Genomic DNA, 17,851 nt, shown 5'->3' with positions numbered 1-17,851 from the left:
CTTATTCAATGACTTTTGGCACAATAAAATAGTGTTCGCTAAATTCAGGCGCGATGCGCTTAAAATCCTGTTCATGGTTTTGTGCTTGAGGTGCATCTTCACGTGCTGGATAATGACTTAATAACGGTGAAATCATTGGTTTAATCTCATGTGTATCCACCAACTTAAGGTTGTCAAATAGATTAAAAATATTATTAAGATCATATTCAAACTGTACCAACTCTTTCGGCTTGGCACTGAGTTTTGAAAGCGTGAGAATGTGCTTTAATTCCTGCTGCGAGATTGCCATTTCCTGATTTCCAAAGCGATTTTTGCATGAGGCTTATCATATACCCATCACAAGGCATTTTACAGAATTTTTTCCTTTGCAACTAAACACCGCAGAATGCTTTACGATGGATGTATCACTATTACATAATAACTAAAACAATTGCTGATGCGGTTTGCGCTCTATAAAATGGGTTGCATCATAGGCGGATAATGGCACACTGAAATAATAGCCTTGAATGTAGTCACACTGCAATCGTTTTAATAATTGATATTGCTCAATGGTTTCAACGCCTTCAGCGACCACAGTGCTCCCTAAACGGTGGCTCAAATCAATAATGCTCTCAATAATAAGCTTATTATTAACATTGATTAACATATCATCAATAAAAATTTTGTCAATTTTGATATTATCAATTTGGGCGTGAGTCAAATAACTCAGCGAACAAAATCCCGTACCAAAATCATCAATTGATATTTTAAATCCCATATTTTTAAGGGTATTTAGCACTTGAGATGTATTGTCTACATTTTCCATAATCACCGTTTCGGTAACTTCAAAGGTAACGTATTCACTAGGGATATCCATTTGCGTCATCAAGCGTTCTAAAAATGCCAACAAAACCGAAGGATTATTTATCTGTACGGCTGAGAGGTTAATGGAGATACTTGGTTTATGGGTAATTGCTTCATCATCATGCCACTGATAAAGCTGGTAAAAGGCTTGGCGGATAACCCAAGTGCCAAGCTCAACAATCAGCTTAAGCTCCTCAGCAACAGGAATGAACTCACTCGGTGACACCTCACCCAAATAACGATTATGCCAACGAAGCAATACTTCAAAATGCATTTGTTGATTATCATTTAAATGAATGATCGGCTGAAACATAAGGTAAAACTCATTGTTTTTTACCGCATTAGCTAAATGCTTACCTAGCTCTAGTTGGCGAAAATAACGGGCGCCTATATTTTCATTAAAGATACAATAACTATTGCCACCTGCTTTTTTACAGTCTCTGATTGCCATATCGGTATATTGCATTAATGTCTCGCGATCATTTGCATGCTCTGGTGATATTGCCGCTCCTATACTTGCTTTAAGACTGATGGGATAATCGTTGACTAAAATTGACTGGTGAACCACTGCAAACAAATGACTTATAACGAGTTTGAGATCATCTAGGGCGCAAATATCTTTAAGCACAATCACAAACTCGTCACCGCCAATACGTGCGACAAAGTCACTTTTACGCACACTCAATTTTAAACGAGTGGCAATCTCGCGCAATACAACATTACCGAAATAGTAGCCAAAGCTGTCATTTATATTTTTAAAATGATCGATATCGATATGAAGTAATGCCACTTTTTTATTGTTTTTATTTGCTTCCACTAACATGTTTTCAAATACTGTTTCGAAATATCTACGATTTGGTAAAGCAGTCTGTTCATCCTCATTCAGTAGTTGATAAAATCGACTATTTTCAACGATGAATTTATTGAGCATGGGGCGCAATAAAAGGTATAGCAATAAGATAAAAATGATAACAAATCCCAAGATTGTTAGTGGGATATGTGATAAATTCCGCCAAACACTTGAGGCAACCGTTTTTTTGTTGACACTCAACGCCAATACTTGTTGTCCATTAATGCGTTCAAAGTAGTATTTTTTATCTTGGATCAAAAGGTTGGAATGTTCTTGTGTTTTTAATTGCGTTAATACTTCGCTTGGCAATGTCGTGAGATTGTTGGCAAAACCTGAGCTTACTGCCCGCCATGAGCTACCAATCTTGATAAACCAATAAAAATCACGCTTCTGTGTCAAATTTTCAGACTCAAACTTATTCAATAGTTTGCTTAAGTCAAAAGAAAGCCGATCATAGCCAATGATTTTTCGATCTTGCCCCATCCGTGTATAGATTGGGCTAGTTACAATTACAGTTAGTCCGCTGCCATCAACGGCAAAGGTAAGTGCTTTTTTATCAAAATGTTGACGTTGTCTTGCGCCTACTTCAACTAGTAGATGTCCATTGCTTTCAAATCGTTGTATTGATTGTAAAGCAGCACTTGAGACAAGCGCTGACGCGAGAATTTGTTTTAAGGCATTAACTTCATCCATAATGGGGGCACCATGCTGGTATTTGCGCTGAATTTCTTCGGTCAACCATGCCGCTTGCGTACGGCTACTTATCTGCAATGCAAGACTTCTTGCCTCTGATAAAGATAGTTGAATCTCTGTTTTATAACTGTCTAACACTTCTTCATAATAATGATTAATTGTGCGCTGTGTTTGTTGATAAAAAGGATAAAATGACAGAACAAAAACAGTAGAAGATAATAGAACAAGCAATACAATAGTGCTGATCAGGACACGCCAGAATATTTGTTTGCCGATGAGCTTGTCGACTTTTTTTGCTTTTCTAGTCTTTTTGATTCGTTCAAATATCTTCAAAACCCGTCATCCTTGTCGCTTTCAACTGCAAGTATTTGCCGTTTTCTCAGTATAGCGCTAATAATTTATTTTACGAGCGATCAACTGAACAATTCATGTATCCTCATCGTAAATCGTCTTGCAATTGGGATCAGCGTTCTCACCATTCGCTATTTGGTAATTTTTTATATCGCAACAATAGCGCGGTTTGTTATGATGATCTAAATTCTAAAACAGCAACATAGAAGCAATAAACTATCATGAATGTTGATCAAGCTGAAATTAATAAATTTAGTGCACTGGCGCACCAATGGTGGTGTGAGGATGGTGAGTTTCGCACATTGCATCAAGTCAATCCCTTGCGTGTGCAGTTTATTGAAGAATGCGCAGGCGATTTGGCGCAATTAAATATTGCTGATATTGGTTGTGGCGGTGGTATTCTCTCTGAGGCACTCGCTAAGAAAAATGCAGTCGTTACCGGACTGGATCTTGCTGAAGCCTCTTTGAGTGTTGCCAAGCTTCATCTACTAGAGTCAAACCTTTCGATTCGTTACTTAAAAGACTCAGTTGAAAATCTAGCGCAAAATGAGCCGCAAAGTTTTGATATCGTCACCTGTATGGAAATGCTTGAGCATGTGCCTGATCCTGAGAGCATTATTCGCTCATGTGCCGAGCTTTGTAAAGCAGGTGGTTGGGTGTTTTTCTCGACATTAAATCGCAATATAAAATCCTTTGCGCTATCCATTGTCATGGCGGAATACGTTATGGGACTTATTCCTAAAGGCACACATGAATATAGTAAGTATATTAAGCCGCTTGAGTTAATTAATACTGCAAAAAAACATGGACTTCGAGTCACTAAAATCAAAGGTGTGCATTATAATCCATTGACTAAAAACCTATCTTTAGGAGGTAATGCTGATGTTAACTACATCGCTGCATTTACCAAAGAACCCTAAATACCCGCTTGATCTATTATTGTTTGACCTTGATGGCACCTTACTTGATTCATCAGATGGCATCTTTGATGCGATCAAGTATGCATTTGCCTGCCATAAGCTCAAAGTTGACTTTAATGCCGACACACTAAGGCAGCATGCCGGTCGCGGTGTTGAATTTCTATTAAAAAAAATTAATCAACAGCTTACTCGTGAGCAATTGGATACGTTAAAGCATGATGCGTTTATGCATTATCAACAACATGCAGCTGAGATGACGCACTCCTTTACTGGCGCACATGAGTTAATGAATGCTTTACATCAGCAACAGCTTAGCTGGGGAATTGTCACTAACAAGACACGCACATTAACGGAAGCAGTGATTGCTAAAGTGCCACACTATCAGGATGCTAAAATCGTGATTTGTGCGGATGATTTATCTTATAAAAAACCGCACCCTATGCCAATCATCCATGCACTTAAAACGCTTAATAAAATACCGCAACATGCTGCTTATATCGGTGATACCAAGCCAGATATGTTGGCTGCCAAACACGCACATTGCTATCGCATTTTCGCTGATTATGGTTATGAAGCAAATACGATGAATGATGATGACTATGATTTAAAAATTTCAAATTTGGAGCAATTACGCCAGTGGATTATCTATACGCTTGTCTAGGCGAAAACACCCCGCGACCAGGATCTATTTATTATTATGCTTATCGCCATTGCTCTGTTGCTAAGACAAAAGTTCTTTATGCCTTGGATCAGTTAAAATATCAATGGCTTAAAGCATCTGAGCTATACTCAGAACCTTATCCTAGTCTACAAAAACTACAATGGTGGCAGCAGGCTTTAACCAATTTAAAGGATCGTCGTGACCACCCGTTGCTTACTACTTTGTGTCAGAATTTTGAGTTTGATATATTGCAAGAATGTTTAGCCAGTGACTTGGATTACGCCTTGCAGACGATTGCTGAAGGGCGCAATTATCAAGACTCTCTTGATCTGAGCAAAAGCTTTCTTGGTATTGCTAGACTTAAAGCACGTACCCTTCAATTTGATGAAACAGATCAAATCAAAACTTTAAACCACATCGATGAGTTATTACGCCACATATTGATGATTGGCAAACATTTTTCACGCAATATTATTTTGCACAGTGCGCTAACGCCACAAATCACGAAAGAAAACTTTCGCAAAGTAATGAATGAATTAATGCAACACATTCATACTTTAAAACGAAATTCAAACCTGACAGCGGCACAAATTAAGCTGCTTAAACCATTGGTTTCATTACATCAGCAACAGATGTTATGCGTGAAAAAATTTATCAAAAAAGTCGATAATCCTTTTATTGAGAGCATTCAGGTTTCGCCACTTGCTTTGCTATTTGCCAGTGTCTTTGCATCAAAACTTTAATCTGCAGTGTTTTTCTTATACAATCATCTATAATTTATTTATGTTGTATTGTTGTTATGAATAGAAAATGCTTAATCTTATTGCTGAGCTTAGTGGCTACCCACGGCGTATTTGCTAATACCAATTCATCCAAGTCGTTAGATAAAAGTGACCCACTATCAATCAAACCTTTGCTCAAAGATTTATTGATGCAAAATCAACAAACGCTTAATCACCTGATGAGCGAAGTGCAAGCGCTACAAAAGACAAGGCAAAAACATGCGCCAACCACACCCCAAAAAGTGAATAAAGCTAATTCGCCAATGGATCGTGAAGCAATGAATAGTCCGATTTTCTTACCCGGTGGTGCACCAATACCAGAAGGATATAATGATCGATATAAAGACCAACAAAAGCAACAACAACCAAGCACGCAGGATAATAAAGATAAATCGGCAGATGACGCCGCAAAAGCAAAAAATCAAAACAACGATAGCGCAAGCACAAGTTCATCTAATTACAATAACCCTTATAGCAACTACAACAATTCCTCTGGTGGTTATTACCCATCCAATTCAACAACCAACCCATTGTTACAATTTAGCCCTCAGCAAGACAAATATACTTATACCATTGCTAATACTAATAATACTGATGGAATTTCTCCATTTAATGAAGCATCAAGCAGCAATAGCATTAAAATTAGCTTTAATTTATCAACCTATAATCGCATTTCGTTTTGCACTTCAAGCAGCTTTAGTGATTGTAGCCAGACATTTAGTCTACCTGTAACAATTACTGATAAGTCAACGATTACCAATATCAGCTACACACCTCAAGCAGTCTCCGGTCAGCCAAGTGGTAGTAAATATTACATTGCGAACTTATATGTTCAGTTGACTAACACGAATAATGCTAATAGCAAAAGAACCTCTACAATATCCTTCCCAATTAAGTGCACGGTACAAAGTGATGCAAACGCTAACTTAAGCTGTACAATTACTAGCACAATGAGTGTAAGCGTGTAAGTGTAAGCAGTATGATTACCTTAAATAACAGACCTTTAATCAGTGACTAACAGCATTGCTGAAGCTTTGATTCATCGTTACAATGCCTAAACTTTATATTATCCATTAGAAATAATTATGTTGTTATCTTCACGCGGATTTGGTTCTGCCATGATCATCACTGGCACAAGTGTTGGTGCTGGGATGCTCGCCATTCCTGCTACAGTTGCTGCTTGCGGCTTTTGGTTGGCAAGCTTGCTATTGATTATGGTTTGGTTTGTTATGATGCTCACCGCTTTGTTGTTAGCCGAAGTAAATCTTGCCATGCCTAACGGTACGAACTTTAGTCGTATGGCACATGCAACTTTAGGTAAAGGGGGACGGCTCATCACATGGGTTTCATACCTATTATTGCTCTACTCATTAACAGCAGCGTATAGTGCTGGCGGCGGCAATCTTGTTGCCAGTGGCTTAAATAGATTAGGATTGTTTTTACCTAATGCAGTAAATAGCGCGATTTTCATTTTGATTTTGGGTTTCTTTGTCTATATTGGCACGCGCGCCGTTGATCATGCCAATAAGACCTTAATGCTTATTAAATTTCTGGCATTCTTTGCCTTTGTTGTTGCGATCGTGCCAAGCATTCAACAGACCTTGCTTGATGTTGAAACACGTTCATTTAATTTTATTTGGATTACATTCCCGATTTTAATCACCTCCTTTGGTTTCCATCATATCATTCCAACACTGCGCAGTTATGTTAATTCTGATCGCGCAACTTTGCGTAAAGCCATTATTTTTGGCAGTTTTATTCCCTTAGTCATTTATCTTGTATGGGTATTATGCACACTTGGATCGATTCCTATCTATGGTGCTGAAAGCTTCCAAAGCATCATTCAAAGTGGCAATACCTCGGCAGGAATTGTTGGCAGCTACCACAGTACACATATTGGTAGCTTTGCCTATCTATTTGAATCAGTTGCAATAACCACCTCCTTTTTGGGTGTCACTTTGGGACTGTTTGATTTTAACCGTGATACATATCGGCTACAAAGACCAACACATATCAATAAAGTGGCTGTTTTTGTGATTACGTTCTTGCCTCCATTTTTATTTGCTGTTTTTTATCCTCAGGGCTTTATTATTGCATTAGGCTACGCCAGCATTTTTGTTGCTATTTTGTTAATTGGATTGCCTGCCGCAATGACCTGGGTTATTCGTGCGCGTCAAAATAAAAACCACCTCCTAAGTAAAGCCTATCTTGGCATTATTTTACTAATCGCTGGCGCGATGATCCTGCTTGAAATATTAACGTTATTTAATGTATTACCAACGCTCTAATGCAGCGTTCTATTCTCACTACTTAGCACCATATCGTAACTATAGCTATTGGTTTTGCCGAGCTCTTCATCGATGAAGTCTTGCCAGTTAAGCAAATCATCGATTTCACCTTGGATCGCAATAAACTGTTGATATTCATCAAGGTAATAATCTAAGGCCTCATCAAGATCCGTTTGATGATCTTTAGCATACATGTACAACTGATATACTAACTCCATTTTTTTGTAGAATTCATCGAGTGTTAATGCGGTAAATACCTGACGCTGCTGCCCTTGATAAAAGACATTCACTGCATAAAGGACAACTTTTTTCTTATCATCGATACAGCATTGCGCTTGTACGTTATAGCCGAAATAAGACAAAGCTAATTCAAAATACTGACAGCAACTGTCAAAATGAATGCGTTGTTGTTTGGTAAACAATTGATCGATTGACGTAGTCATAGCGCATCCTCCTATTGTTGGTTAGCCGCATGGCCCTGCGCCGCCTGTTAGCCCTATGCTTCCAGCGCAGCTAACACCTTACCTACCCTTAGTATAGCAGCATATTAAAATACGCAACCCCTTTTTTGTCTTTTTTACTTTTTTACTTTTTTTGCAAAAAAAAAATATCTCAATGTGCGCTTAACTACTGCTTTATTGTTGCTTGATTGAGTTATATACTAACCCCATAGCTTAAAGGACAGCAGGGATATGATGACAAAGATTGCAATCGCTCAAATCAATGCATGTATGGCAGTTGGAGTTAACTTGCTTTGCTTGAAACGGATGATTGAGCGCGCAGCTGATAGTGGAGCTAAACTGATTATCTTTCCTGATCGCTGTGCGCTGTTTTCAATGAACTCATCAGACTATGAAATCAACAAAGAAATTCTAGGCGAAGGACGTATTCAAGATTATCTGCAGAAATTAAGTCGTGACAATAATATCTGGATTATCGCTAGTGGCATTCCCATTGTGTCGGAATACAGCAAAGAAAAATACTATTTAGCAAGTGTCGTTTATAATAGCGTTGGTGATTTATATGAAGTCTATTATCATTTGGCACCCACCTTACCTTGCGCCTTTCAATGGACGCACAGCTTACTTCAAGATCAAGAATATGGTGAAATGGTTAAAGTGATTAAAACACCGTTTGCCAATATTGGTTTAATTTCGACATATGATTTGTTTTTACCCGAAGTCTTTCGCTATTTGAAGAAACAAGGTGCCGATATTTTTGCAATAAGTGCGGCGTTCACTCAGGATATGGGTGCACACGCTTGGACGACACTTATTAAAGCACGTGCACTTGAGAATAGTAGTATGATCCTTGCTGCCAATCAAAGCGGCATTCATGAAGATGCCGATTTACTCTTCTATGGTAATAGTATGGTTATTGATCACAATGGACAACTTATAGAGCGCGTCGAGATGGGAGAGCAATTACTCTGTGCCGAGATTGATACAAAATATTTTAAAAATATTTGTTTTGACCAAAATCCATTCCAGTTACAATACCGCAGGTAACATTAACCTAAAGGTATTTATATGCAGGTAACCATTCCAAAAATTGGTTTTGTCAGCTTAGGCTGCCCTAAAAATTTAGTTGATTCTGAACGTATTATTACAAAATTAAAAACCGATGGTTATGAAATTGCTGCCGATTATAGTTATGCCGATTTGGTGGTGGTAAATACCTGCGGCTTTCTAAACTCTGCTATTGAAGAGTCGCTTGAGGCGATAGGTGAGGCCCTTGATGAAAATGGCAAAGTTTTAGTGACTGGCTGTTTGGGTAAAAAGTCAGATATGATTCGTGAGAAGTACCCCAAAGTTTTGGGCATTTCAGGTCCACAGGATTATGAGAATCTTGTCAAAGCCGTGCATGATAACCTACCGATTGAACATCATGACTTTACCTCACTGGTTCCTGCTCAAGGCATCAAGTTGACACCAAGGCATTACGCGTATCTTAAAATTTCTGAAGGGTGTAATAACAGCTGTACTTTCTGCATTATTCCCGATATTCGCGGCAAACTAAGCTCACGTAAGCTCGATGATGTTATGCTTGAAGCAAAACGCCTTGTTAATGCAGGAGTCAAAGAGCTTTTGGTCATCTCGCAAGATACTAGTGCTTATGGCGTAGATATCAAATATGCTGAGGCTAAATGGAATGATAAAACCTATCAAAGTCGTTTTATTGATTTAGCGCGCGCCTTATCAACGTTAGATGTTTGGATTCGCATGCATTATGTCTATCCTTACCCGCATGTTGATAAAGTGATCTCGTTAATGGCTGAAGGTAAAATCGCACCCTATTTGGATATCCCTTTTCAACATGCCTCACCACGCATTTTAAAACTAATGAAGCGCCCGGCAAATGCAACAAACACGCTTGAAGCAATCAAACGTTGGCGCGCGATTTGTCCAGAGCTTACCATTCGTAGTACATTTATCGTAGGCTTTCCAGGGGAAACTGAAGAAGATTTTATGACGTTATTAAACTTCCTAGAAGAAGCTGAGCTTGATCGCGTGGGTTGTTTTACTTACTCTGAAGTTGAAGGTGCTAAAGCCAATGATTTACCTGATCTTGTGCCAGAAGATGTTAAACAGCAGCGTCTTGAACGCTTTATGGCAGTGCAATCAAAAATCAGCGCTAAACGTCTGCAACGCCATGTTGGAACTATTCAGAAAGTTATTATTGATGAAATTCGTCATGATGAGAATATTGCATTAGCACGCACACAGTACGATGCGCCAGAAGTTGATGGTGTTGTCATTATTGAAGATGTTAATCATCATAAAGGTATTGCCAAAGGTGTATTCGTAAACGTTGAAATTTTTGCTGCTAATGAGCATGATTTATTTGCAAGGCTAAAAATGGATTAGCAATGAAGCACTGTTCTTTCTCTAGTAATTGAACTAAAATCGCAAGCAGGTTGTTTTCAAAACAAAAACCTACTTGTTTTTATTAATAAACATTATAAGGAGACATCATGCGCTTTTTAAATACACTATTGATGCTGCTGACAATTATCGGTGGCTTTAACTGGTTTATGTCATCAGTCTTTAGTTTCAATATTGTTACGAGTATTTTTCATGGTTCACCAACGTGGCAAAAAATCGCTTATGTGATTATTGGTCTTGCGTCGTTGTACTGCTTAAGTCTGTTGAAGCAAATTTATAAAACCAAATAATTCTGAAATTCTGCATAATCCGTTTGAGCTCATTATCTATTGTGTCAATACCCATTGTAAATCATTTTGCGGTGTTTGGTTGTGAAGTAGTTTGTGAAGATTTTGGCAAGTTGGATTGCAGGTAATAGCTAGGTCTATTATCAAAATGCAACTTGCCAAAAGCACGCAAAATACAAAGCAAAAAATTCTGTAAAATGGTTTGTGATGGGTATATACTCTAGAAAATTATGCGATATGGAAGCTATCTTATTATGTGGAAAAAAAGCATTGTTACTTCATTGTTAATGACTTCGTGTCTGGGCGCAGCATTGGCTGATGATGTCTCTCTCCCTTCGACAAATTTTAATTTTGATGTCAAAACGGTCTCCTCAGATTCGACTTATAAACCGATGTTGGGTTTTGTTGACCAAGGTAAAACCTATATTAAATTTCCACCAACGGTGACAAGCAATAATATGCCGTTGATTCTCGTGGATCAGCTAAGTGATGGTGACGCGCCAATTATTTCATGGGATCAGGGCTATGTTGTCATTAATCAGCCATCAACACATGTTAAGATCTATAACCCACGCACCAAGAAGCTTATCTATGACCTTAGTTTCTCTGATCAGTTTAACTATAGCAAAGTAACGCCTTCACCAAGAATTTTGCCTTATGAGTTTGCTGGATTCTTTATGGGTGCCACTGTTGGGATGTCCAATATTGGCAGCAAAGGTAATTCAGCATCAGGTGGTTTAAAGGCTGGTTATGATTGGCATTTCACTAAAGGATTCCTTGCTGGTTTTGAACTCGGGCTTAACTATGATGGCAAAGTATCAAAAGATTCGGTGGATTATAAGAGCTGGAATATTAATGCGATGCTTAGAGCCAAATATTTATTCCAATCTGGCTTTAATATTACGGGTAAGGCTGGGGTTGCTTATGTTAAAAACAGTCAATCAACACCGTCTGGTCAGCCAACAAATAGCATTGGCAATAGCATAGCTCCGCGTATTGGCACCGAGGTCGGTTATCTATTTACTAATGGTATCGGTTTAAACCTTGAGTATGATCACCTTTTCTCAAACTCAAAAGTGCTATCTGTGAATTCTTTCCAAGTGGGTATTTCTTATATTTTCTAACGCTTCAAGGGATTAATTAACAACGCTAGAAATAATGCACGAATCCAATATCGAATAAATTCATGATTCCGCTGGTTTTTGCTCGGATAATATTGCGATAATTTGCGGTTAAAGCAAAGTTTTGACTTAACGTATAAGCCACACCAACCGCAGGCGCTAAAAAGAAATCGGTACGTGTTGCTTGCTCATCTTGTGTTGACTGACTATTTGCATAGCTATGACTATTCCTAAGTCATGCGTTCTTTGCTACACTCTATGTCAGTAATGGCTTTACTTAAAGACATAATAACGCATGAAAAACTTACCGATTGGCTACTCAACCCTTGAGAAAATGCGTCAACCCAATATGATTTATGTTGATAAAACCAAGCATCTACTTAATTTAATTGAGCAAAATGCCTATTACTTTTTATCTCGTCCACGACGCTTTGGTAAGAGTCTGACTATTGACACATTAAAGCAGCTGTTTCTTGGCAAGTATGAGCTGTTTAAAGGCTTATACATTGAAGATAAGTGGGATTTCAATGAAGTATTTCCCGTGATTCACTTTAGCTTTGGTGGCTCTAAGGCAATCAATAGCGAAAAAACCCTGCTAGAAATCATTGACCAAACGTTACTTAATACCGCCAAGGCTTATGAAGTTGAGCTCCCAGACTTAGAGTACAGTGCTCAATTTGACGTATTAATCAAAGCATTAAAACATAAGTATAATCAACGCGTTGTATTCTTAGTTGATGAGTACGATAAACCCATTCTCGATGTCATTAGCGAATCCGATAAGGCACTACGCAACCGTGAGATCCTCAAAGGACTTTATAGCGTGATCAAAGACAACGATGCGTGTTTACGCTTTGTTTTTTTAACCGGAGTGTCTAAATTTTCCAAAGTCAGCTTGTTTAGTGGCTTAAACAATTTGGAAGACATCTCCTTCCAAGCACGATTTGCAGATCTATGTGGTTATACGCAAGATGAGTTAGAAAAAACTTTTGATGACTATCTACACAATGTTGATCTTGCTAAACTTAAAGCCTGGTACAACGGCTATAATTTCGCAGGTTCTGAAAAACAAAAAGTCTATAACCCTTTTGATATCTTGCTGTTTTTCAGGAATCAACAATATCAAAGCTATTGGTTTGAAACTGGCACACCCACTTTTTTAATCAAGCTCATTAGTAAACGCCGCGACATAATTCCTGAGCTTGAGAATTATGAAGCAACGCCTGATGCGTTAAATAGCATTGATGTTAACAATATTCCAATTGCGGCATTAATGCTGCAAAGTGGTTATCTAACGATAAAAGAGCAATTTTATTTTGGTCAAGATCTTTGGTATCGTTTAGGCTACCCAAATTTTGAAGTGAAAACAGCCCTAAACAGACAACTGACCAAAATTGGGATTACTCAGGAGGATGCCACCGCCAATCAGCTTGCCATTAACCGTGCGCTATTAAGCGATGATTGGGATCAATTCGCCAAAGCCATTCAAAGCTTTTACAGTAGCATTCCCTATGACTACTATACCAAAACACCCTTACATCGCTATGAAGGTTATTATTGCGCGATTATTTATAGCTATTTTGCTGCCCTTGGTTATGACGTTAAATTAGAAGACCACACCTCTGAAGGTCGTATTGATATGTCGATTATTATCACGGGTAAAAAGATCATTATTTTTGAGTTTAAGGTCAGTCAAGGTGAGGACTTAGCCGCTAAGGCTGTACAGCAGATTATCGATAAAAACTATGCATTGAAATTTACCCATCTTGAACTGCCAATCTATCAAGTGGGTATTTCATTTGACTATAATTTACGGACAATCAATGGTTTTGAGGTTATTGAAAGATAATCAAAGCTTTGGCATGGACAATAACCTAGCACACAATAGCAAGCCAAGAAACGCTGTAAAATAGCTTATTATGGGTATATACTGCCTAGCAATAATAAGCTTTGCTCATTAATTTTATGCATAAGAAACCACACGATCAAACCACGCATTTTGGCTTTGAAGAAGTCAACTGGGAAGACAAACAACAAAAGGTTGCCGATGTATTCCATTCGGTAGCGGCAAAATATGACATTATGAATGATGTGATGTCGTTTGGTGTACATCGTTTATGGAAGAAAATCGCCATTCAGAAAGCCTCAGTCAAAATGGGGCAAAAAATCCTTGATTTGGCAGGTGGTACGGGTGACTTAGCTTATCAATTTACTCAAAAAGTCGGTGATCATGGCAAAGTAATATTAAGTGACATCAATGCATCAATGCTCAATGTTGGTCGTGAAAAGCTAACCAACCGCGGTTGTGTTGGCAATATCGAATATGTTCAGGCTAATGCTGAGAGCTTACCCTTTGCCGATAATACATTTGACTGTATCACAATTTCATTTGGTCTTAGAAATGTTACTGATAAAGATGCGGCATTAGCCTCAATGCAGCGCGTATTAAAACCAGGTGGTCGTCTGTTGGTACTTGAGTTTTCAAAACCGATCCTGCCATTATTAAGTGAGATTTATGATCAATACTCTTTTAAGGTTTTACCGTTTATGGGACAACTTATTGCCCAAGATGCCGATAGTTATCGCTATCTAGCTGAATCTATTCGCAAGCACCCCGATCAGGAAACCTTAAAAGATATGATGCTAAATGCCGGCTTTGATAAGGTGGATTATCAGAATATGACCGGTGGCGTTGTCGCCCTACATATGGGCATTAAATATTAAGGTGATCACATGAATGAGCAGATGATCATTAAATCTATCAATTTTATACTCGATAAAGTGCTTAGCTTAGATCCGCAGAAAACCTATTTGCTCCAACAGCTGAGCAATCAGTCCCTGACTGTTGCTATTAGTGATCTTAATCTATGTTTTTGCTTTCAACCTCACGAAGATAACCTTATATTTGCATTAGCTGAAATCACCAATGCACAAAATCTACTTACGGCAAATTCAGGCACATTAATCGCGATGGCATTAAGTCAACATCCACAGAGCTATATTCAGCAAGGTGAAGCAGAGTTTAAGGGGGATATACGTGCGCTTGAGTGTTATCGCGACTTCTTCAAAGCGATTCGCCCCGATCTAATCTTCACGCTAACTTCAGGTCAAACCACTTCACTGAGTTCTTTTTTAGCTAAGCCGCTTGATATCATTAAAGCATGGTTGATGACCAGTAAAGAGCGTCTGCCGCATGAGTTTAGAGAATATATTCAATATGAAAAAGAGCTTTTTCCATGTAAAGAAGAAGTAGAGGATTTTTTCAGTGACATTCAGCTGCTAAAACAGGATTTAGAGCGCATCACTACCAAGATAAATCGCCACATTAATGTCTACGGTGATCAACATGACTAAACTCAAAAAATGGCTACGCCTGATCTATATTGGTTATGTTTTAAACAAATACAACGTCACCACGATGCTGGCGGATTTACCATTATTGCGCATACTTAAAATCACGCTTATCTTTAACCCCTATTATTGGTTTGCACGTAATAAGCTTGATCGCGGCACCCGCTTACGTTTAGCACTGGAGACTTTGGGCCCTATCTTTATTAAGTTTGGGCAAGCACTATCAACGCGTCGCGATTTATTACCACATGATCTTGCTAATGAACTTGCCAAGCTACAAGACAAGGTCCCTCCTTTTTCGGGCGAATATGCACGTAAAGTCATTGAAAAGGCATTGCAGCAACCGATTAGTGATGCCTTTGCACAATTTGATATTACCCCTTTGGCATCAGCGTCGATTGCTCAAGTTCATAGTGCCACGCTTGCTACTGGTCAAGAAGTTGTGGTCAAAGTTTTACGCCCAAATATCGAAAAAGTATTAGTGCAGGATACTGAGCTATTAAAGACCCTTGCACATATGCTTGAGCGTTATGTGCCGGCAACTCGGCGTTTACGTCCTGTTGAAGTCGTGGCTGAAATTAGTCGCAATCTTCTTGATGAGCTGGATTTGCAACGCGAGGCTGCCAATGCCTCACAATTAAAACGCAATTTCAAAGATAGCCACATCCATTACGTACCCGAAGTTTATTGGCAATATTGCCGCAGCAATGTGTTAACTATTGAGAAGATAAAGGGGATTCCTGTCTCTGATATTAATACATTAAAGTCACTCAACACCGATCTTAAACTCTTGGCTGAGCGTGGAGTTGAAATATTTTACACGCAAGTTTTCCGTGATTGTTTTTTTCACGCCGACATGCATCCGGGTAATATTTTTATCGATGCAACCAAACCGCAAGACCCTAAATATATATCTATTGATTTTGGCATTGTTGGTACGCTTACCCGTGAGGATCAACATTATCTTGCGGGCAATTTTCTAGCCTTTTTTAATCGTGATTATAAAAAAGTAGCCGAACTGCATATCGAATCAGGCTGGGTACCTTATGATACTCGTGTTGATGAGTTAGAATCGGCGATCCGTACAGTATGCGAGCCTATTTTTGAGAAACCGTTAGCTGATATCTCATTTGGTTACACATTAATGCGTCTATTCCAAGTGGCAAGACGCTTTAATATGTCAGTGCAACCGCAGTTAGTACTATTACAAAAGACTTTATTAAATATTGAAGGCTTAGGACGTGACCTGTATCCTGAGCTTAACCTATGGGCGACTGCTAAGCCATTTTTAGAGAAATGGATGAAGACACGCGTCGGTTGGCAAGGATTTGTCAAACGCTCTATGGCAAGCATCCCTGATTTGAGTGAGCGTTTACCTGATATGCCTGAGCTATTATTTGACTTATTGAATACCCAAGTCAACCAAGCTAAGCGTGATAGCTTATCTTCTCTAGATCAAAGCAAACAGGTCAAGCACTCTAAACGCCATGGCGTTATGATTGGGTTTGGTATCTCACTAACTGCACTTGGTATTATCTCAGGTTTCCAGGGTGAGCTATTAAACACCTTGCATCAATTTATAGACAAACATTTTGCTGTTGTTGGTGGAGTTGGTGTGGCGCTATTACTATACACTTTTTTCTCAAAACAAAAGGACTAAATCAATGAATGATTGTATTTTTTGTAAGATTATCAATGGTGAAATCAAATCAAACAAAGTCTATGAAGATGCTGATATTTTAGCGTTTCATGATGCTTTTCCGGTCGCTGAAGTCCATGTGCTTGTTGTGCCTAAAAAACACATTGATAGCTTAAATCATCTTGAAGATGAGGACATTTCTCTTGTTGGTAAAATCAATCTAGCGATCCCTAAGATTGCACAAACATTAGGGCTTAAAGCAGGCTTTAAGACTTTGGTAAATACTGGTAAAGCAGGCGGGCAAACTGTTAATCACCTACATTACCATATATTAGGTGGACGCTTTACCAAAAAAGATGCACTGCTGCATACTTAGTTTTCTTTGATGAACTCAGCCGTTGTGGTGATTTGCGCCAGACGCGATAAAGCACTCAAACTTGCTTCATGCGACTCTTTGGTTGCAGCATTACAGGCATCAGCGACAACAACCACTTGATAGTCACGATCATGCAACTCGCGAGCAGTGGCTTCAACCACATAAGTCGTTGACACACCACAAATAACAACACGTTCAATTTTATTTGCTCTTAATACTGGCTCCAAATTAGTACCATATAGCGCACTTACGCGATGCTTAGTAACAATGACGTCTTGCGGCTCAACATCCATTTTTTCATGAAACTCAGTCCCCCATGTACCGAGCTTTAACACACCATACTCTGGGGCTTTACCAAACATCGGTGAATGTTTAGGACATTCTGGGTAATTTTCTTCAAATCCCACTTTAACATGCGCAACTAACACATTATGTTTTCGCGCCCAAGCAATCACTTCATTCGCCTTTTCCATTGTCTTATCTTCAATAATACGTGCTGCATTATGCATACCAAAAGCACCTTTTGGATCAACGATTTCATTAATAAAGTCGGCAATTAAAACCAATGTATTTTGCATAATAAGCTCCTTATGTTTTATGATATTTCATTTAGCTCTACTCAGCGATAAGCAGCTAAACAATCGTTTATAATTAATTGTAGGCTGAGGTTATATTTATAATAACACTACTCAATGCTGCTTAGTTTAATTCAAAATAAAGCTAAACCGTTAATGATAAAAACTAAATAGCCTTATAGAAACTTTAAAGATTACAACCATCCGTAGTACAAGATTCCTTATTAGA

18 protein-coding genes are annotated in these 17,851 nt (G+C 38.6%); 14 read left to right on the top strand and 4 right to left on the bottom strand.

Going from position 1 to position 17,851, the window contains the following annotated elements; translation table 11 throughout:
- Window position 1: 1 nt before the first annotated feature.
- On the bottom strand, window positions 2–289 hold the full coding sequence (gene gatC, locus ACZ5V8_RS00850; protein ID WP_440616606.1) for an Asp-tRNA(Asn)/Glu-tRNA(Gln) amidotransferase subunit GatC: 288 nt from the start codon (window positions 287–289) through the stop codon (window positions 2–4).
- 132 nt (window positions 290–421) lie between these two features.
- A complete protein-coding gene (locus ACZ5V8_RS00845) occupies window positions 422–2,719 on the bottom strand; it encodes a putative bifunctional diguanylate cyclase/phosphodiesterase (RefSeq protein ID WP_464217988.1) in 2,298 nt (765 codons plus the stop codon).
- Between the two features lie 236 nt (window positions 2,720–2,955).
- Here ACZ5V8_RS00845 and ubiG point away from each other — a divergent pair, with 236 nt between their 5' ends.
- The 5 genes from ubiG to ACZ5V8_RS00820 all read left to right on the top strand — a co-directional run bounded on the left by ubiG (window position 2,956) and on the right by ACZ5V8_RS00820 (window position 7,388).
- A complete protein-coding gene (gene ubiG, locus ACZ5V8_RS00840) occupies window positions 2,956–3,657 on the top strand; it encodes a bifunctional 2-polyprenyl-6-hydroxyphenol methylase/3-demethylubiquinol 3-O-methyltransferase UbiG (protein WP_464218697.1) in 702 nt (233 codons plus the stop codon).
- Window positions 3,620–4,318 (top strand): HAD family hydrolase, encoded by a 699-nt coding sequence (locus ACZ5V8_RS00835; RefSeq protein WP_464217987.1) that lies wholly within the window; start codon window positions 3,620–3,622, stop codon window positions 4,316–4,318. Before ubiG ends, ACZ5V8_RS00835 begins: the two co-directional genes overlap by 38 nt.
- Window positions 4,294–5,061: a hypothetical protein gene (locus tag ACZ5V8_RS00830; protein WP_464217986.1), complete on the top strand. Its 768-nt coding sequence runs from the start codon at window positions 4,294–4,296 to the stop codon at window positions 5,059–5,061. The genes ACZ5V8_RS00835 and ACZ5V8_RS00830 overlap by 25 nt, the downstream gene beginning before the upstream one ends.
- A gap of 56 nt (window positions 5,062–5,117) precedes the next feature.
- On the top strand, window positions 5,118–6,068 hold the full coding sequence (locus tag ACZ5V8_RS00825; protein ID WP_464217985.1) for a hypothetical protein: 951 nt from the start codon (window positions 5,118–5,120) through the stop codon (window positions 6,066–6,068).
- A gap of 117 nt (window positions 6,069–6,185) precedes the next feature.
- The gene (locus ACZ5V8_RS00820; RefSeq protein ID WP_464217984.1) at window positions 6,186–7,388 is read left to right on the top strand and encodes an amino acid permease; all 1,203 of its coding nucleotides are present in this window, start codon (window positions 6,186–6,188) and stop codon (window positions 7,386–7,388) included.
- Here ACZ5V8_RS00820 and ACZ5V8_RS00815 read toward each other — a convergent pair.
- Entirely contained in the window at window positions 7,385–7,831 is a 447-nt protein-coding gene (locus ACZ5V8_RS00815) for a hypothetical protein (protein ID WP_464217982.1), read from the bottom strand. The genes ACZ5V8_RS00820 and ACZ5V8_RS00815 overlap by 4 nt on opposite strands.
- A gap of 249 nt (window positions 7,832–8,080) precedes the next feature.
- On the opposite strand from ACZ5V8_RS00815, the gene ACZ5V8_RS00810 reads away from it, so the two are divergent.
- From ACZ5V8_RS00810 to ACZ5V8_RS00770, 9 genes are all read left to right on the top strand, one after another.
- A complete protein-coding gene (locus ACZ5V8_RS00810) occupies window positions 8,081–8,896 on the top strand; it encodes a carbon-nitrogen hydrolase family protein (RefSeq protein WP_464217981.1) in 816 nt (271 codons plus the stop codon).
- 21 nt (window positions 8,897–8,917) lie between these two features.
- Window positions 8,918–10,255 carry a 30S ribosomal protein S12 methylthiotransferase RimO gene (gene rimO, locus ACZ5V8_RS00805; RefSeq protein WP_464217980.1) on the top strand — a complete coding sequence of 446 codons (1,338 nt, stop codon included), beginning with the start codon at window positions 8,918–8,920 and terminating at the stop codon, window positions 10,253–10,255.
- 107 nt (window positions 10,256–10,362) lie between these two features.
- Complete coding sequence (locus tag ACZ5V8_RS00800; RefSeq protein ID WP_440616616.1) at window positions 10,363–10,563, top strand: DUF378 domain-containing protein; 201 nt, start codon at window positions 10,363–10,365, stop codon at window positions 10,561–10,563.
- A gap of 251 nt (window positions 10,564–10,814) precedes the next feature.
- Window positions 10,815–11,684 (top strand): outer membrane protein, encoded by an 870-nt coding sequence (locus ACZ5V8_RS00795; RefSeq protein ID WP_464217979.1) that lies wholly within the window; start codon window positions 10,815–10,817, stop codon window positions 11,682–11,684.
- A 292-nt stretch (window positions 11,685–11,976) separates the two neighbouring features.
- Window positions 11,977–13,530 (top strand): ATP-binding protein, encoded by a 1,554-nt coding sequence (locus tag ACZ5V8_RS00790; RefSeq protein ID WP_464217978.1) that lies wholly within the window; start codon window positions 11,977–11,979, stop codon window positions 13,528–13,530.
- A gap of 116 nt (window positions 13,531–13,646) precedes the next feature.
- On the top strand, window positions 13,647–14,405 hold the full coding sequence (gene ubiE / locus ACZ5V8_RS00785) for a bifunctional demethylmenaquinone methyltransferase/2-methoxy-6-polyprenyl-1,4-benzoquinol methylase UbiE (protein WP_464217977.1): 759 nt from the start codon (window positions 13,647–13,649) through the stop codon (window positions 14,403–14,405).
- Between the two features lie 9 nt (window positions 14,406–14,414).
- Window positions 14,415–15,035, top strand: coding sequence for an SCP2 sterol-binding domain-containing protein (locus ACZ5V8_RS00780; RefSeq protein WP_464217976.1), 621 nt, complete (start codon window positions 14,415–14,417; stop codon window positions 15,033–15,035).
- Complete coding sequence (ubiB, locus tag ACZ5V8_RS00775) at window positions 15,028–16,692, top strand: ubiquinone biosynthesis regulatory protein kinase UbiB (protein ID WP_464217975.1); 1,665 nt, start codon at window positions 15,028–15,030, stop codon at window positions 16,690–16,692. The genes ACZ5V8_RS00780 and ubiB overlap by 8 nt, the downstream gene beginning before the upstream one ends.
- Before the next feature lie 4 nt (window positions 16,693–16,696).
- Window positions 16,697–17,047, top strand: coding sequence for a histidine triad nucleotide-binding protein (locus tag ACZ5V8_RS00770; protein WP_464217974.1), 351 nt, complete (start codon window positions 16,697–16,699; stop codon window positions 17,045–17,047).
- Here ACZ5V8_RS00770 and ACZ5V8_RS00765 read toward each other — a convergent pair.
- The gene (locus ACZ5V8_RS00765; RefSeq protein ID WP_464217973.1) at window positions 17,044–17,625 is read right to left on the bottom strand and encodes a cysteine hydrolase family protein; all 582 of its coding nucleotides are present in this window, start codon (window positions 17,623–17,625) and stop codon (window positions 17,044–17,046) included. The genes ACZ5V8_RS00770 and ACZ5V8_RS00765 overlap by 4 nt on opposite strands.
- Window positions 17,626–17,851: the final 226 nt, after the last annotated feature.

It is taken from the genome of Cysteiniphilum sp. GTC20157 (assembly GCF_055396795.1).
Note: the sequence above shows the minus strand (reverse complement) of the source record. Positions and strands in the feature narration are given on the sequence as shown.

What these genes read in the sequence shown, in the direction of transcription:
- ACZ5V8_RS00800 (WP_440616616.1), top strand. Translation starts at nt 10,363, where the DNA reads ATGCGCTTTTTAAATACACTATTGATGCTGCTGACAATTATCGGTGGC.
- ACZ5V8_RS00835 (WP_464217987.1), top strand. Translation starts at nt 3,620, where the DNA reads ATGTTAACTACATCGCTGCATTTACCAAAGAACCCTAAATACCCGCTT.
- rimO (WP_464217980.1), top strand. Translation starts at nt 8,918, where the DNA reads ATGCAGGTAACCATTCCAAAAATTGGTTTTGTCAGCTTAGGCTGCCCT.
- ACZ5V8_RS00820 (WP_464217984.1), top strand. Translation starts at nt 6,186, where the DNA reads ATGTTGTTATCTTCACGCGGATTTGGTTCTGCCATGATCATCACTGGC.
- ubiE (WP_464217977.1), top strand. Translation starts at nt 13,647, where the DNA reads ATGCATAAGAAACCACACGATCAAACCACGCATTTTGGCTTTGAAGAA.
- ACZ5V8_RS00810 (WP_464217981.1), top strand. Translation starts at nt 8,081, where the DNA reads ATGATGACAAAGATTGCAATCGCTCAAATCAATGCATGTATGGCAGTT.
- ACZ5V8_RS00815 (WP_464217982.1), bottom strand. Translation starts at nt 7,831, where the DNA reads ATGACTACGTCAATCGATCAATTGTTTACCAAACAACAACGCATTCAT.
- ubiB (WP_464217975.1), top strand. Translation starts at nt 15,028, where the DNA reads ATGACTAAACTCAAAAAATGGCTACGCCTGATCTATATTGGTTATGTT.
- ACZ5V8_RS00780 (WP_464217976.1), top strand. Translation starts at nt 14,415, where the DNA reads ATGAATGAGCAGATGATCATTAAATCTATCAATTTTATACTCGATAAA.
- ACZ5V8_RS00790 (WP_464217978.1), top strand. Translation starts at nt 11,977, where the DNA reads ATGAAAAACTTACCGATTGGCTACTCAACCCTTGAGAAAATGCGTCAA.
- ACZ5V8_RS00795 (WP_464217979.1), top strand. Translation starts at nt 10,815, where the DNA reads ATGTGGAAAAAAAGCATTGTTACTTCATTGTTAATGACTTCGTGTCTG.
- ACZ5V8_RS00765 (WP_464217973.1), bottom strand. Translation starts at nt 17,625, where the DNA reads ATGCAAAATACATTGGTTTTAATTGCCGACTTTATTAATGAAATCGTT.
- gatC (WP_440616606.1), bottom strand. Translation starts at nt 289, where the DNA reads ATGGCAATCTCGCAGCAGGAATTAAAGCACATTCTCACGCTTTCAAAA.
- ACZ5V8_RS00825 (WP_464217985.1), top strand. Translation starts at nt 5,118, where the DNA reads ATGAATAGAAAATGCTTAATCTTATTGCTGAGCTTAGTGGCTACCCAC.
- ACZ5V8_RS00770 (WP_464217974.1), top strand. Translation starts at nt 16,697, where the DNA reads ATGAATGATTGTATTTTTTGTAAGATTATCAATGGTGAAATCAAATCA.